General features: G+C 72.8%; 13 protein-coding genes. 7 read left to right on the top strand and 6 right to left on the bottom strand.

Features of this window, described 5'->3' with window-relative positions; genetic code table 11:
• Positions 1-38: 38 nt before the first annotated feature.
• Positions 39-599, bottom strand: coding sequence for a hypothetical protein (locus IE287_RS28610; protein ID WP_229883793.1), 561 nt, complete (start codon positions 597-599; stop codon positions 39-41).
• 77 nt (positions 600-676) lie between these two features.
• Here IE287_RS28610 and IE287_RS28605 point away from each other — a divergent pair, with 77 nt between their 5' ends.
• Entirely contained in the window at positions 677-1,012 is a 336-nt protein-coding gene (locus tag IE287_RS28605; protein WP_189852113.1) for a YnfA family protein, read from the top strand.
• Positions 1,013-1,068: 56 nt separating this feature from the next.
• The gene (locus tag IE287_RS28600; protein WP_189852112.1) at positions 1,069-1,824 is read left to right on the top strand and encodes an SDR family NAD(P)-dependent oxidoreductase; all 756 of its coding nucleotides are present in this window, start codon (positions 1,069-1,071) and stop codon (positions 1,822-1,824) included.
• A 257-nt stretch (positions 1,825-2,081) separates the two neighbouring features.
• Here IE287_RS28600 and IE287_RS28595 read toward each other — a convergent pair whose 3' ends face one another.
• Entirely contained in the window at positions 2,082-3,275 is a 1,194-nt protein-coding gene (locus tag IE287_RS28595; protein WP_189852111.1) for an RtcB family protein, read from the bottom strand.
• A 174-nt stretch (positions 3,276-3,449) separates the two neighbouring features.
• Between IE287_RS28595 and IE287_RS28590 the strand changes: the two genes are divergently transcribed.
• The 3 genes from IE287_RS28590 (at position 3,450) to IE287_RS28580 (ending at position 6,778) form a co-directional block, all read left to right on the top strand.
• A complete protein-coding gene (locus IE287_RS28590; protein WP_189852110.1) occupies positions 3,450-4,376 on the top strand; it encodes a DUF3558 domain-containing protein in 927 nt (308 codons plus the stop codon).
• A gap of 123 nt (positions 4,377-4,499) precedes the next feature.
• Entirely contained in the window at positions 4,500-5,246 is a 747-nt protein-coding gene (locus tag IE287_RS28585) for a DUF3558 domain-containing protein (protein WP_189852109.1), read from the top strand.
• A 179-nt stretch (positions 5,247-5,425) separates the two neighbouring features.
• Positions 5,426-6,778 carry a DUF2637 domain-containing protein gene (locus IE287_RS28580; RefSeq protein ID WP_189852108.1) on the top strand — a complete coding sequence of 451 codons (1,353 nt, stop codon included), beginning with the start codon at positions 5,426-5,428 and terminating at the stop codon, positions 6,776-6,778.
• Positions 6,779-6,870: 92 nt separating this feature from the next.
• Here the strand turns inward: IE287_RS28580 and lysS are convergent, their stop codons facing one another.
• The gene (gene lysS / locus IE287_RS28575; RefSeq protein WP_189852107.1) at positions 6,871-8,592 is read right to left on the bottom strand and encodes a lysine--tRNA ligase; all 1,722 of its coding nucleotides are present in this window, start codon (positions 8,590-8,592) and stop codon (positions 6,871-6,873) included.
• Positions 8,593-8,835: 243 nt separating this feature from the next.
• Here lysS and argS point away from each other — a divergent pair, with 243 nt between their 5' ends.
• A complete protein-coding gene (argS, locus tag IE287_RS28570) occupies positions 8,836-10,602 on the top strand; it encodes an arginine--tRNA ligase (protein ID WP_189852106.1) in 1,767 nt (588 codons plus the stop codon).
• Positions 10,603-10,621: 19 nt separating this feature from the next.
• Here argS and IE287_RS39185 read toward each other — a convergent pair whose 3' ends face one another.
• Positions 10,622-11,866: a helix-turn-helix domain-containing protein gene (locus IE287_RS39185; RefSeq protein WP_189852105.1), complete on the bottom strand. Its 1,245-nt coding sequence runs from the start codon at positions 11,864-11,866 to the stop codon at positions 10,622-10,624.
• 271 nt (positions 11,867-12,137) lie between these two features.
• On the opposite strand from IE287_RS39185, the gene IE287_RS28560 reads away from it, so the two are divergent.
• The gene (locus tag IE287_RS28560; RefSeq protein ID WP_189852104.1) at positions 12,138-12,848 is read left to right on the top strand and encodes a DUF4232 domain-containing protein; all 711 of its coding nucleotides are present in this window, start codon (positions 12,138-12,140) and stop codon (positions 12,846-12,848) included.
• A gap of 60 nt (positions 12,849-12,908) precedes the next feature.
• Here the strand turns inward: IE287_RS28560 and IE287_RS28555 are convergent, their stop codons facing one another.
• Positions 12,909-13,181, bottom strand: coding sequence for a DUF1876 domain-containing protein (locus IE287_RS28555; protein WP_189852207.1), 273 nt, complete (start codon positions 13,179-13,181; stop codon positions 12,909-12,911).
• A gap of 117 nt (positions 13,182-13,298) precedes the next feature.
• Complete coding sequence (hemB, locus tag IE287_RS28550; protein ID WP_189852103.1) at positions 13,299-14,303, bottom strand: porphobilinogen synthase; 1,005 nt, start codon at positions 14,301-14,303, stop codon at positions 13,299-13,301.
• Position 14,304 lies beyond the last annotated feature (1 nt).

Below are 14,304 nucleotides of genomic sequence, written 5' to 3'. Positions count from 1 at the left end.
CGTTCGGCACCGGACGCCCACCACCCGCCCGGCTCGCCTCAGAAGACGTACGGGTCCCCGGTCGCGAGCACGAGCACCCGGTGCCGGTCGTTGACGGAGTTCCGGTCGACCCCGCCGGCCCGCCAGGCCGTGCTCACCTCCACCGTCAGCTCCTGCGGCCGGCCCGCCGTCCTCAGGCGCAGCGCCAGCTCGCCCGCCTCGCCCCCGTCCGGCAGCGCGCCCGTCCGGCAGGACACCACCCGGGCACTGCTCCACAGGCAGCCCGGCGGCAGCTCCTGACCGCCCGCCATGGGCACGGAGAAGGCCAGCCGGACGGTGGCGTCCGCCACGTCGGACGGGCCGTGGTTCTCCGTCACCAGCCACAGCCCGATCCGCCCGTCCCACAGCGACACGTGCCCGTGATGAGCCAGATCCACCTCGCCCCCGGCCACCTCGCCGGCCGCCTCACCCGTCTCCTCGCCGACGGTCTCGCCGACGGCCTCGCCCGGCACCTCGCCGACCGCCCCGGCGGCCGTCCCGGCAGCCGCAGCCACACCCACACCCATCGCCACGAGCGCCGCGAGCGCGGCCCCGAGCACACCCTGAGAGATCGCACGCATAGGCCAAAAATACCCACAGACCATCCCACATTCTGACAATCAGTCAGCCCGCGTGTCCCCCGTGACACCCTGCACTCATGCAGATCGCCCGCTCCGTCGTCCTCTTCGTCGTCGCCGCCCTCTTCGAGATCGGCGGGGCCTGGCTCGTCTGGCAGGGCGTGCGCGAGCACCGGGGCTGGATCTGGATCGGCGGCGGAGTCCTCGCCCTCGGCCTCTACGGATGCGTCGCCACCCTCCAGCCCGATGCCGAGTTCGGCCGCATCCTCGCCGCCTACGGAGGCGTCTTCGTCGCCGGCTCCCTCGCCTGGGGCATGGTCGCCGACGGCTACCGCCCCGACCGCTGGGACGTCGTCGGCGCCCTCGTCTGCCTCGTCGGGATGGCCGTGATCATGTACGCCCCGCGCGGCCGCTGACCGCCGCCTATCCTGGCCACCACACCGACCGACCACCTGTGCGAGGAGCCTCCGCCATGTCCGCCCCCATCGCCGTCATCACCGGAGCGAGCAGCGGCATCGGCGCCGCCACGGCACGGCAGCTGGCCGCAGCCGGCTACCGCGTGGTCCTCACCGCCCGCCGCAAGGACCGCGTCGAGGCCCTCGCCGCCGAGATCACCGAGGCCGGCCACCAGGCCACCGCGTACGCCCTCGACGTCACCGACCGCGCCGCCGTCGACGAGTTCGCGACCGCCTTCCGCACGCTCGCCGTCCTCGTCAACAACGCCGGCGGCGCCCTCGGCCTCGACCCCGTCGCCACCGGCGACCCCGAGGACTGGCGCCGCATGTTCGACGTCAACGTCCTCGGCACCCTCCACATGACGCAGGCCCTCCTGCCCGCGCTCACCGCGAGCGGCGACGGCACCGTCGTCGTGCTCTCCTCCACCGCCGGACACGCCACCTACGAGGGCGGCGCCGGCTACGTCGCCGCCAAGAACGGCGCCCGCGTCCTCGCCGAGACCCTCCGCCTGGAGATCGTCGGCACCCCGGTCCGCGTCATCGAGATCGCCCCGGGCCTGGTCAAGACCGAGGAGTTCGCCACCACCCGCTTCCGCGGCGACACCGACCGCGCCGCCAAGGTCTACGCCGGCGTCGCCGAGCCCCTCACCGCCGACGACGTCGCCGACACCATCACCTGGGCCTGCACCCGCCCCCCGCACGTCAACATCGACCTCCTGGTCGTCCGCCCCCGCGCCCAGGCCTCCAACACCAAGCTCCACCGCGAGCCCTGACACGGCCGGGTGGTCCCCCGGCCACCCGCACGCCCCTCGCGCACCCGACCCGCGGTCGGAGACGGCTCCCCACAGAACGGCCCTCGACCAGGACGGCGATCCCGATCGGGGGCCCCGCCCTCAGGAGGACGCGCTTCCCCCGGCCGACGCCGCACCGATCCGGTCCCGGGCCCGGCCCGCGACGGCGGGGGCCGCACGGCCGGCGGGCCGACACGACGCGGGGCGGCGCACCGTCACGACGGCATCCCGCTCTCCGCTCAGCCCTTCACGCAGATGAGCTGCTTGAGCTTGGCGACGACCTCGACGAGGTCGGTCTGCTGCTCGATGACCTTCTCGATCTGCTTGTAGGCACCCGGGATCTCGTCCACGACGCCGGAGTCCTTGCGGCACTCCACACCCCGCGTCTGCTCCTCCAGGTCCCGCGTCGAGAAGTGCTTCTTCGCCGCGGTCCGGCTCATCTTCCGGCCCGCGCCGTGCGAGGCGGAGTTGAACGAGGCGGCGTTCCCGAGGCCCTTCACGATGTACGAGCCCGTGCCCATCGACCCCGGGATGATGCCGAACTCCCCGGAGCCGGCCCGGATCGCGCCCTTGCGGGTCACGAGCAGGTCCATGCCGTCGTACCGCTCCTCCGCCACGTAGTTGTGGTGGCAGGAGATCACGGGGTCGAAGCTCACCTTCGCCTTGCGGAACTCCCTGCGGATGACCTCCTGGAAGAGCGCCATCATGATCGCGCGGTTGTGCTGGGCGTACTCCTGGGCCCAGAACAGGTCGTTCCGGTAGGCCGCCATCTGCGGCGTCTCCGCCACGAAGACCGCCAGGTCGCGGTCGACGAGCCCCTGGTTGTGCGGCAGCTTCTGCGCCACGCCGATGTGGTGTTCGGCGAGCTCCTTGCCGATGTTCCGGGAGCCCGAGTGCAGCATCAGCCACACCGAACCCGACGTATCGACACAGAGCTCCACGAAGTGGTTGCCGGCCCCGAGCGTGCCCATCTGCAGCGCCGCCCGGTCGCGCCGGAACTTCACCGCGTCCGCCACGCCGTCGAAGCGCTCCCAGAAGTCGTCCCAGCCCGCGGTCGGGAACCGGTAGAGCCGCTTCGGGTCGACCTCCTCGCGGTGCATGCCGCGGCCGACCGGGATCGCCTGCTCGATCTTGGAGCGGAGGCGGGACAGGTCGCCCGGGAGGTCGTCGGCGGTGAGGGAGGTCTTCACCGCGGACATGCCGCAGCCGATGTCCACGCCGACCGCCGCCGGACAGACCGCGTCCTTCATCGCGATGACCGAACCGACCGTCGCGCCCTTGCCGTAATGCACGTCCGGCATGACCGCGAGGCCCTTGATCCACGGCAGCGTCGCCACGTTCCGCAGCTGCTGCATCGCGCCGCCCTCCACCGTGGAAGGATCGGCCCACATCCGGATGGGCACCTGCGCACCCGGCACCTCGACGTACGACATACTTCCTCGATTCCCCCGAAAAGTCTGATAACGCAAAAACCGGAGCCAAAGCCCTCACAGGTGACGGCGGACCGGCATCAACGGCTGTGCGTGCGATAGACATTGTGTCCATCCCCCTTCCGGGGGCGGCAAACAGTTTTCGGGAAAGACCTCGGGAGAAGGGAGCCTGGGACGGTGCAGCGAAAGAGGTACTCACCCGGCCGTTCCTCCGGCAACCTCCTCGGCCTCGGCGCCGGCCTCGCCGTCACCCTCGGCACGCTGGCCGGCTGCTCGGCCGCCGACCCCGCCGAGGACGTCGCCCTCGACGCCAAGGCGGGCGCCGCCTCCGTTCCCGTCGCGGCGCCCGGGCGCTACCGCACGCTCTTCGAGCCCTGCGGCGCCGTCCCCCAGGCGACCCTGCGCGAACTGCTGCCCGGGACCGCCGCCCTGACCGACGCCGAGCGGGCCAAGGTGCTCCGCGGGACGGCCTCCGTCACGTACGACACGGACCGGCGCGTCGGCTGCACCTGGAGCGCCGACGGCGAGGACAGCACGCACCGGCTGGTGCTCGACGTGGAGCGGGTGGTCTCGTACGACCCCACGGTGAGCGACGCGGCGCGGGCGCAGGAGGTCTACACCCGCAAGCAGCTCGCGGCCGGGATCGCCGTCCCGGTGACGCCCGCGCCCACCCCGACCCCCACCGCGGGCGCGACGACCGCCGCCACGCCGACCGGCGCCACGGACGCGACCGCGGCCACGGCGCCCGCGACGCCCGCGGACACGGCCTCGCCGGCCGGCACCGCTCCCGCCGACGCCGGGACCGCCGGCACCGGCGCCCCCTCCTCCGGCGCCACCACGCCCTCCGCCCCCGCGACGACCGGACTGGAGCCGCGGCTGCTGGGCGGGCTCGGTGACATCTCGTTCCTCGGCGACACCCTCGGGAAGGCCGGCGGCGACGCCCGGCAGCGGGTCGTGAGCGTGGTCTTCCGCACATCGAACGTGATCGTGACGGTCGAGTACCGGCAGCGGACGACGGGGGCGGCGGCGGCCCCGGACAGCAAGGAACTGCAGGACAGGGCGCAGAAGCTGGCCCGGCTGCTGGCCGACCGGCTGGAGGAGTAGCCGCCCGCCGGGCGTCCCGCGCGACCCCCCGTGCGGCGGGGGGACCACGTAACGTGTCGGCGTACCCAGGGCCGTCAGGGCCGCCGTCCGGCGCCGCCCGTACGACAAGCGACTGAAGGAACCATGCAGCGATCAGCTCCGCGCCTCACCCGCATTCTCGCCGCCGCAGCCGTCCCGGTGATGCTCGTCGTCGCCGGCTGCTCCTCGGACTCGGGCAGCGGCGGCGGGGACGCGGCCGGTGACTCCGGCGCGGCTCGGGGGGAGGCGACCGCGAGCGCGTCGGCGACCCCCTCGCCGAAGCCGACGCCGACGGTCGAGCCGGCGAAGTACGCGAAGCTGCCGACGGCGTGCAAGGCGATCGCCGCGAAGACCTCGGCCGCGCTGGTGCCCAAGGCGAAGAGCCCGAACGGGACGGCGGCGGCCTCCTCCGACCTGTCGCACCGGGCCGGCTGCTCCTGGAACGGCCTGGAGGACAAGGGCGTCAAGGGCTCGCAGTACCGCTGGCTGGACGTGTCGTTCTACCGGTACGACTCCGAGGTGTCGCTGGGCAGCGGCCAGGCGCGGGCGCAGGAGAACTTCGCCAAGGAGGTCGGCAAGATCCAGGCCACCACGGGCGCCAAGACGCTGAGCACGGCGGCGGCGCCGGGCATCGGCGACGAGGCCAAGCTGGTGACGTACACCGTGAACAAGACCGACGAGGACTTCCCGTACGCGTCGGTCGTGGCCCGCACGGGCAACGTGGTGGTCGTGCTGTCGTACAACGGCGCCGGGTACGCGGGCGCTCCGGTGCCGCGGGCGAAGACGATCGTCGAGGGCGCGACGCAGGCGGCGAAGGAAGCGGTCGCCTCGGTGGTCGCGGCGAACAAGTAGTCGGCCTGTTGTACCCGTCCGACGGGTCGTCCAACCCTGGCCGGTCGCGCGGTTACTGACACAAATCAGCACAGACAGGCAGGTCCGAGCGGAGCCCGTTCCTCCCCAGGGGGCCGGGCTTCGTTCACGTGTGCCACTCTGGGGCCCGCGAGACGTCGAATCACGGGAGGGGATCGCGGGTGGCCGCGATGGAGCTGACACGCACACACCGCATACTCATCGGGCTCGTCATCGGCGGCGCGGTGATCATCGCGGGGATCGGTTTCGCGGGTTCGTACGCGGCCGTGCGCGAGCTTGCCGTGCACAAGGGCTTCGGTACGTTCTCGTACTTCTTCCCGATCGGCATCGACGCGGGCATCTGTGTGCTGCTCGCACTGGACCTGCTGCTGACGTGGCTGCGGATCCCGTTCCCGCTGCTGCGGCAGACGGCGTGGATCCTGACGGCGGCGACGATCGCGTTCAACGGCGCGGCGGCGTGGCCCGACCCGCTGGGCGTGGGCATGCACGCGGTCATCCCGGTGCTGTTCGTCGTGGCCGTCGAGGCGGCGCGGCACGCGGTGGGCCGGATCGCGGACATCACCGCGGACAAGCACATGGAGGGCGTGCGGCTGACCCGCTGGCTGCTGTCGCCGGTGCCGACGTTCCGGCTGTGGCGGCGGATGAAGCTGTGGGAGCTGCGCTCGTACGACCAGGTGATCAAGCTGGAGCAGGAGCGGCTGATCTACCAGGCGCGGCTGCAGGCCCGCTTCGGGCGCGGCTGGCGCCGCAAGGCCCCGGTGGAGGCCCTGATGCCGCTCCGCCTCGCCCGGTACGGCGTCCCGCTCTCGGAGACGGCCCCGGCGGGGCTGGCCGCGGCGGGCGTGGAGCCGGTGCTCCTGCCGCCGAACCCGGCCCCGCTCGCGCAGCCGGGCTTCGAGCCCCAGCCGGTGGCGGTGGTGCAGGCCGCCGCCCCGGTCCTCCAGGAGCTCCCGGCGGGCCAGCCCGCCCCGGCCCCGCAGGGACCTCAGGGCCCGCAGGGACCTCAGGGCCCGCAGCCGCAGCAGGCGCAGCAGCAGGAACCGCCGCAGCCGAACCACGAGAGCCCCTGGTTCGACGCGCCGCAGGTGACCCCCGAGGGGTACGGCGGCACGTACACCGCGCAGGCGGCCGAGCAGGCCGGTGAGCAGGCGGCGGAGGGCGCTTCCGAGGGTGCCCCCGGGGACGCCGCGCCGGCGGAGCCCGAGTCCGCGGACCAGGGACTCCCGGAGCCCGAGGCGGCGCGTCCGGAGCTGTACGGGGTGCTCCAGCAGCCCGACCCGCTCCAGCCGCCCGACCCTCAGATGGAGGAGTTCCGGGAGATCGCCTACAAGATGACGTACGGCTTCGTGCAGGAGCACGAGCGTTTCCCGACCCCGTTCGAGCTGGACCAGATGGTGGCGGAGGCGTACGGCTTCCCGCAGCTCCCGGCGCCCCAGTCCGACCTGCTCCAGCTGGTCACCCCGGAGGTGCAGCAGCGGGTCCACGAGGAGATGCAGGAGTTCGACCCCTCCTGAGCTCCGCCCCCTCCTGAGCCCGCCCGCACCGCGCGCACACGCCGAAGGGCCGCTCCCCCGCGACGGGGAGCGGCCCTTCGGCGTGGGTGGGCTCAGGCGCCGAGCAGCTTGCGCACCCGGTCCGCGCCGACGGCGAGGAGCAGGGTGGGCAGGCGGGGGCCCGTCTCGCGGCTCACGAGGAGCTTGTAGAGGAGGGCGAAGAAGGCGCGCTGGGCGACCTTCAGCTCGGGGGTGGGCTTGGCCTCGGGGGTGAGGCCGGCCATGACCTTCGGGACGCCGTAGACCAGGGTGGTCAGGCCGTCGAGGGACCAGTGGCTGTCCAGGCCCTCCAGGAGGAGGCGCAGGGACTCCCGGCCCTCGTCGTCCAGGGAGCCGAGGAGCTCGGTGTCGGGCTCCTCGCGGACGATGGTGCGCTGGTCGGCCGGGACCTGGGTGCTGATCCAGTTCTCGGCGCGGTCGAGGCGGGGGCGGACCTCGTCGAGCGAGGTGACCGGGGACTCCGGGTCGAGCTCGGTGAGGATCCGGAGGGTCTGCTCGTCGTGGCCGGCGGTGATGTCGGCGACCGAGGCGAGGGTGCGGTACGGGAGCGGGCGCGGGGTGCGCGGCAGCTCGCCGGCCGCGGTGCGGGCGGCGCGCGTGTGGGCGGCGGCGTCGGCGGGCAGCACGGTGCCGTCGGCGACCTTGGCCTCCAGCTTGTCCCACTCGTCGTAGAGCCGCTGGATCTCCTGGTCGAAGGCGATCTTGAAGGACTGGTTGGGCTTGCGGCGGGCGTAGAGCCAGCGGAGCAGCTGGGGCTCCATGATCTCCAGCGCGTCGGCGGCGGTGGGGACGCCCCCCTTGGAGGAGGACATCTTGGCCATGCCGCTGATGCCGACGAAGGCGTACATGGGGCCGATGGGCTGGACGCCGTCGAAGAGCGTGACGATCTGGCCGCCGACCTGGAAGGAGGAGCCGGGCGAGGAGTGGTCGACGCCGGAGGGCTCGAAGATGACGCCTTCGAAGGCCCAGCGCATGGGCCAGTCGACCTTCCAGACGAGCTTGCCGCGGTTGAACTCGCTGAGCTTGACGGTCTCGGCGAAGCCGCAGGTGGTGCAGGTGTAGCTCAGCTCGGTGGTGTCGTCGTCGTAGGCGGTGACGGTGGTGAAGTCCTTGCCGCACTGCCCGCAGTAGGGCTTGTACGGGAAGTAGCCGGCGCCGCCGCCGGAGCCGTCGTCCTCGCCGGCCGCGCCGGAGCCCTCGGCGGCCTCCAGCTCGGCTTCGTCGACCGGCTTCTGGGACTGCTTCTTGGGGGCCTTCTTCGTCCGGTACTGGTCGAGGATGGCGTCGATGTCGCCCCGGCGGCGCATGGCGTGCAGGATCTGCTCGCGGTAGACGCCGGAGGTGTACTGCTCGGTCTGGCTGATCGGGTCGTACTCGACGCCGAGCTCGGCCAGCGCCTCGACCATGGCGGCCTTGAAGTGCTCGGCCCAGTTGGCGTGGGGCGAGCCGGCGGGGGCGGGGACGGAGGTCAGGGGCTTGCCGATGTGCTCGGCCCAGCTCTCGTCGATGCCCTCGATGCCGCCCGGCACCTTGCGGTAGCGGTCGTAGTCGTCCCACGAGATGAGGTGGCGGACGGTGTACCCGCGGCGGCGGATCTCGTCGGCGACCAGGTGCGGGGTCATGACCTCGCGGAGGTTGCCGAGGTGGATCGGGCCGGAGGGGGAGAGGCCGGAGGCGACGACGACCGGTTTGCCAGGCGCACGTCGCTCCGACTCGGTGATGACCTCGTCCGCGAAACGGGAGACCCAGTCGGTCTCGGTGCTGCTCTGAGCCACGGTCGGTACGTCCTTCTTTCCAGATCCTTGCGGGAAGTCCCTCGGAGCCTTCGAGGCCCTACGTCAGTCATTGTCCCAGACGGAACGGGGCGCTCGGAGGTTGTCCACAGGCGTGGTTCCGTCCGTCGGGCCCGTCCACGGCCGGGGACGGCCGGGGAAAACACGTTGCCCACCCATGGGACACTTGACAAGCGATATAGACCACCGGAACACCCGGACACCACACAACAGGAACGGAAGCTCATGGCCTCGGTCCCTTCCCTCGCTTCGACCGTGCAGCAGCGCCTCGCGGAAGGCCTCTCGGCAGCCCTGCCGGAGGCCGGTTCCGCCGACCCGCTGCTGCGACGAAGCGACCGGGCCGACTTCCAGGCCAACGGCATCCTGGCGCTGGCGAAGCAGCTCAAGGGCAATCCGCGGGAGCTGGCGACGAAGGTCGTCGAGGCGATCCCGGCGAACGACGTGCTGAAGGAGATCGAGGTCTCGGGCCCCGGCTTCCTCAACATCACGGTGTCGGACGCGGCGATCGTGGAGACGCTGGCGGCGCGTGCCGCCGACGCGCGCCTCGGCGTGCCGCTGAACGGGTCGGCGGGCACCACGGTCATCGACTACGCGCAGCCGAACGTGGCGAAGGAGATGCACGTCGGCCACCTGCGGTCGGCGGTGATCGGCGCGGCGATGGTGGAGATCCTGGAGTTCACGGGCGAGACCGTGGTCCGCCGCCACCACATCGGCGACTGGGGCACCCAGTTCGGCATGCTCATCCAGTACCTGATCGAGCACCCGCACGAGCTGGACCACACGTCCGGGGACGGCGCGGAGGTCTCCGGCGAGGAGGCCATGTCGAACCTGAACCGGCTGTACAAGGCGTCCCGCGCGCTCTTCGACTCGGACGAGGAGTTCAAGACCCGGGCGCGCGCCCGGGTGGTGGACCTCCAGGCCGGCGACGAGGAGACGCTCGCCCTGTGGCAGCGGTTCGTGGACGAGTCGAAGATCTACTTCTACTCGGTCTTCGACAAGCTCGACATGGACATCCGCGACCCCGACGTCGTCGGCGAGTCGGGCTACAACGACATGCTCCAGGAGACCTGCCGTCTCCTGGAGGAGTCGGGCGTGGCCGTCCGCTCCGAGGGTGCGCTCTGCGTCTTCTTCGACGACGTCAAGGGACCGGACGGCAACCCGGTCCCGCTGATCGTCCAGAAGTCCGACGGCGGCTTCGGCTACGCGGCGACGGACCTGTCCGCGATCCGCGACCGGGTGCGGAACCTGAAGGCGACGTCGCTGCTGTACGTGGTGGACGCCCGTCAGTCCCTGCACTTCAAGATGGTCTTCGAGACGGCCCGCCGGGCGGGCTGGCTGAACGACGAGGTGAAGGCCGTCCAGCTGGCCTTCGGCACGGTCCTCGGCAAGGACGGCAAGCCGTTCAAGACGCGTGAGGGCGAGACGGTCCGGCTGGTGGACCTGCTGGACGAGGCGATCGACCGTGCCTCCGCCGTGGTCCGCGAGAAGGCCCAGGACCTCACCGAGGAGGAGATCACCGAGCGGGGCGCCCAGGTGGGCATCGGCGCGGTGAAGTACGCGGACCTGTCGACCTCGGCGGCCCGCGACTACAAGTTCGACCTGGACCAGATGGTGTCGCTGAACGGCGACACGTCCGTGTACCTCCAGTACGCGTACGCCCGTATCCAGTCGATCCTGCGGAAGGCGGGGGACGCGAAGCCGGTCGCGCACCCGGAGCTGGAGCTGGCGCCGTCGGAGCGGGCCCTCGGCCTGCACCTGGACGGTTTCGGCGAGGTGATCGCCGAGACCGCCGCGGAGTACGCCCCGCACAAGCTGGCCGCGTACCTGTACCAGGTGGCGTCGCTGTACACGACGTTCTACTCGGAGTGCCCCGTCCTCAAGGCGGACACCCCGGAGCAGGTGGAGAACCGCCTCTTCCTCTGCGACGTGACGGCCCGCACGCTCCACCGGGGCATGGCCCTGCTGGGCATCCGGACGCCCGAGCGCCTCTGACGCCGCCGGGGCGGGCGGGTCACTCCTGAGCGACCCACTCGCCCTTGTCGGGCCGGTAGCCGTAGACCGTGCCCCCCTCGACGGCGCGGACGCGGAACGGCTGCCCGCCGTCGTCGATCCGAAGGGTCCCCTTCCGGTCCCCGGTGCTCCACTCCAGCTCCAGGTACCAGGCGACGGCGTGCTCCTCGGTGTGGACGTCGAGGTTGAGGACCTCCGCGTCCCCGGTGGCGACCCGGTACGGGAAGTCCTTCGCCGGCACGACCCGGTCCCCGTCCTGTCCGGCGACCGCCTTCACGTACGGCCGGGGCGGGTCGAGGTCGACGTCGAAGGTCTGCGGGGTGATCCCGCTGCCGCAGCCGTCGCCCATCGAGTACGCGGCCGGCGCCGGCGGCCGGTCGCGCTCGACGACCCGGACGTGGAGCCGCGAGAGCACGACCGGTTCCCGGGTGCGTCCGGTGACGGTGACCTGGAGCTGCATGTGTCCGCCGTCGATCCCGCCGAGCGCACGGGCCCACGGCCGGGTGTCCTGCGGCGGGGGCGGGGGCGGCACGTGCTGCGGCTTCTGGTCGAGGACGTAGTACTGGCCGCAGGGCTCGGCCCAGTTGTACGAGCTGATGCCGGCGTTCAGCGGTGCGGGCGCCGCGACCCCCGCGGAGTCCCCGTTCCGGCCTCCGGCCGGTTCCCCGTCCCCGTTCCGCGCGACGAGGTGGGCGCCGGGGACGGCGAGGGCGACGACGGCCGCGGCCGCGAGGGCGCTCCTGTACCGCGCCCGGGAGGGCGGCGGGGCGCCGGCCGCGGGCTTCGACGCCACGACGGGCCCGCCGAGGACGTCCGCCCCGGCAGGCGCGGCGGACCCGGCGGACCCGGCGGGCAGCTCGACCCCGGCGGGCGCGGCGGACCCGGCGGGCAGCTCGACCCCGGCGGGCGCGGCGGACCCGGCGGAGACGTCCTCACCGCCGGCACCGCCGGCACCGGCCTCACCGGTCTCGCCCCCGCCCCGTTCTCCCGGCTCCCCGCTCCGCCCGCGGGCGTCGTCCGCGACGATCCAGGCGCGGTGGAGCCCGACGAGTTCCTCCCGCGAGGCCCCGCACAGGCGCCCGAGGCGTTCCAGGGGCGCGAAGTCGGTCGGGACGGCGTCGCCGTTGCAGTACCGGTGGAGGGTGGAGGTGCTGACGTGGAGCCGCTTGGCGAGCGTCCCGTAGCTCAGCCCCGACCGCTCCTTGAGTTCCTTCAGCAGCCCGGCGAGCCGGTCCCCGCTGTCCATCGTCGTCCCCCGTCGGCGTCGGCGTTCCGGGAACGCGTTCCGGGCGCGGTGCGTCTCCCCAGCTCACAGGGGGTGGAAGCGTTCCAGCGTTCCTCATTGTCCCGCGTGGGTCGACACCGCGTCACACCGGCTCGCAGCATGGAGCCATGCCGAACAGCCGCGTCACCGACGCCCTGGCACTGATGGTGCTGATCCTCTGCACCGCGATCGTGATCACCCTGCTCGACGGCCACTGACCGCCCGACACCGGACCCACCACGGGGGAACCACCATGCGTCTGTCCGCCCGCCGCCTCGCCCTGCCCGCCGCCGCACTGGCCGCGGCGCTCGCCCTCACCGCCTGCCAGTCGTCCGGCGGGCGGGCGGCTCCGGCCCCGGGGAGCCCCGGGCAGGACACCGCCGCCCCGGCCCCCACGACGGCCGAGCCGACGCCGACGGCCACGCCCACGCCCACGCCCACCGCCGAGGCGGCGCCGACCGCCGACCCCGCGCCGAGCGCTCCGAAGAGGAAGCCCACGGCCACCGCTCCCGCCCCCTCCCGCACGTCGGCCGCGCCCCGGCCCGCCGACGACGGCCCGGTGCGCCGCCCCTGCGCCGCCGGGGACGTGAAGGTCGTGGCGAGCAAGGTCAGCCGCCCGATCAACCACCTGGCCCTGACCGTCACGAACATCGGCGGCCGCCCCTGCGACGCGGTGGGCGCGCCCCTCGTCGGCTTCGACGGCAGCCAGGCGCCGATCAGGATCGTGGAGGACAGCAAGCCGCAGGCCGTGGTGACGCTGGCGCCCGGCGACTCGGCGTACGCGTCGCTGATCCTGACGGGGGAGCCGGGCGGCGACACGCACGGCATGACGGTCCGCACGGTCAAGGTGAACCTGACCGCGGACAGCATGGTGACGGTGCCGGCGCCGGAGGGGACGTACGTGGACGACGGCGCCGCCGTCTCGTACTGGCAGCGGGACCTGGAGGACGCCCTCCGGTACTAGCCGCACCACCGGCACCCGCCCTGCGCCCGGTACCGGCCCGGACGCCGGGCCGGCGGGCGTCTAGCGGTTGATGGGGTACGACATCCGGCCCGAGGCCTCGTCGATCTCCGCGTGCGCCTTCTGCAGCAGCTGCGAGGCCAGGTCCATGAGGGCGCGGGCCCCGGCGATCTCCTCGCCGACCCGCAGCTGTTCCGGATCGGAGGGGTGCCGGTGGGCGGAGCCGTGGGCCCGGAACTCGGAGCCGTCCGAGAGCCTGACCATGGCCGCCGCCCGCGTCCGGTCGCCCTCCTCCTTGAACTCCATGTCGACGTGCCATCCGACGAGCGTGTTCATCATGAGGACCACCTCCGGGGAGGTACCTGTCGGGTACCTCTCCAGGGTGCGCCGTACCGTGCGCCCCCACCACTCGCCCCGGGCCCGCCCAACGGCCCGCCGCCACCGGCCACCGGCCTACCGGCGTCCGGCGGACAGCTTCTGCGCGACCTCGGTGGCCCAGTAGGTGAGGATCATCTGCGCGCCGGCCCGGCGGATGCCGGTGAGGGTCTCCATGATCGCCTTGTCGCGGTCGATCCAGCCCTTCTCGGCGGCGGCCTCGACCATCGCGTACTCGCCGCTGATCTGGTACGCGGCGACGGGGACGTCGACGGTCCGGGCGACCTCCGCGAGCACGTCCAGGTAGGGTCCGGCCGGCTTCACCATCACCATGTCCGCGCCCTCCTCCAGGTCCAGCGCCAGCTCGCGCATCGACTCGCGCAGGTTGGCGGGGTCCTGCTGGTAGGTCTTGCGGTCGCCCTGGAGCGACGAGCCGACGGCCTCGCGGAAGGGGCCGTAGAAGGCGGAGGAGTACTTCGCGGTGTACGCGAGGATCGACACGTCCTCCTTGCCGATGGTGTCCAGCGCGTCGCGGACCACCCCGACCTGGCCGTCCATCATCCCGGAGGGTCCGACGACGTGGACGCCGGCGTCGGCCTGGACCTGCGCCATCTCGGCGTACCGCTCCAGGGTGGCGTCGTTGTCGACCCGGCCGTCCTCGTCGAGGACGCCGCAGTGGCCGTGGTCGGTGTACTCGTCGAGGCAGAGGTCGGACATGATCACGAGCTCGTCGCCGACCTCGGCCCGCACGTCCCGGATGGCGACCTGGAGGATCCCGTCCGGGTCGGTCCCGGCCGTACCGAGCCCGTCCTTCCTGGCGTCCTCGGGCACGCCGAAGAGCATGATCCCGGAGACGCCCGCCTCCAGGGCCTCCACCGCGGCCTTCCGCAGGGTGTCCCGCGTGTGCTGGACGACGCCGGGCATCGCGCCGATCGGCACGGGCTCGGCGACGCCCTCGCGCACGAACGCGGGCAGGATCAGGTCGGCCGGGTCGAGGCGGGTCTCGGCCACCATCCGCCGCATGGCGGGCGTCGTCCGCAGCCGTCGTGGCCGCGCCCCCGGAAAGCTTCCATACGAGTTCATC

Origin of the sequence: Streptomyces omiyaensis (assembly GCF_014650895.1) — a bacterium.
GTDB classification, from domain to species: domain Bacteria; phylum Actinomycetota; class Actinomycetes; order Streptomycetales; family Streptomycetaceae; genus Streptomyces; species Streptomyces omiyaensis.
The sequence above is the reverse complement of the archived record's forward strand: the minus strand, read 5'-3'. Positions and strand labels throughout refer to the sequence as shown.

What these genes read in the sequence shown, in the direction of transcription:
- IE287_RS28555 (WP_189852207.1), bottom strand. Translation starts at nt 13,181, where the DNA reads ATGAACACGCTCGTCGGATGGCACGTCGACATGGAGTTCAAGGAGGAG.
- argS (WP_189852106.1), top strand. Translation starts at nt 8,836, where the DNA reads ATGGCCTCGGTCCCTTCCCTCGCTTCGACCGTGCAGCAGCGCCTCGCG.
- IE287_RS28605 (WP_189852113.1), top strand. Translation starts at nt 677, where the DNA reads ATGCAGATCGCCCGCTCCGTCGTCCTCTTCGTCGTCGCCGCCCTCTTC.
- hemB (WP_189852103.1), bottom strand. Translation starts at nt 14,303, where the DNA reads ATGAACTCGTATGGAAGCTTTCCGGGGGCGCGGCCACGACGGCTGCGG.
- IE287_RS28560 (WP_189852104.1), top strand. Translation starts at nt 12,138, where the DNA reads ATGCGTCTGTCCGCCCGCCGCCTCGCCCTGCCCGCCGCCGCACTGGCC.
- IE287_RS28585 (WP_189852109.1), top strand. Translation starts at nt 4,500, where the DNA reads ATGCAGCGATCAGCTCCGCGCCTCACCCGCATTCTCGCCGCCGCAGCC.
- IE287_RS28600 (WP_189852112.1), top strand. Translation starts at nt 1,069, where the DNA reads ATGTCCGCCCCCATCGCCGTCATCACCGGAGCGAGCAGCGGCATCGGC.
- IE287_RS28595 (WP_189852111.1), bottom strand. Translation starts at nt 3,275, where the DNA reads ATGTCGTACGTCGAGGTGCCGGGTGCGCAGGTGCCCATCCGGATGTGG.
- IE287_RS39185 (WP_189852105.1), bottom strand. Translation starts at nt 11,866, where the DNA reads ATGGACAGCGGGGACCGGCTCGCCGGGCTGCTGAAGGAACTCAAGGAG.
- IE287_RS28610 (WP_229883793.1), bottom strand. Translation starts at nt 599, where the DNA reads ATGCGTGCGATCTCTCAGGGTGTGCTCGGGGCCGCGCTCGCGGCGCTC.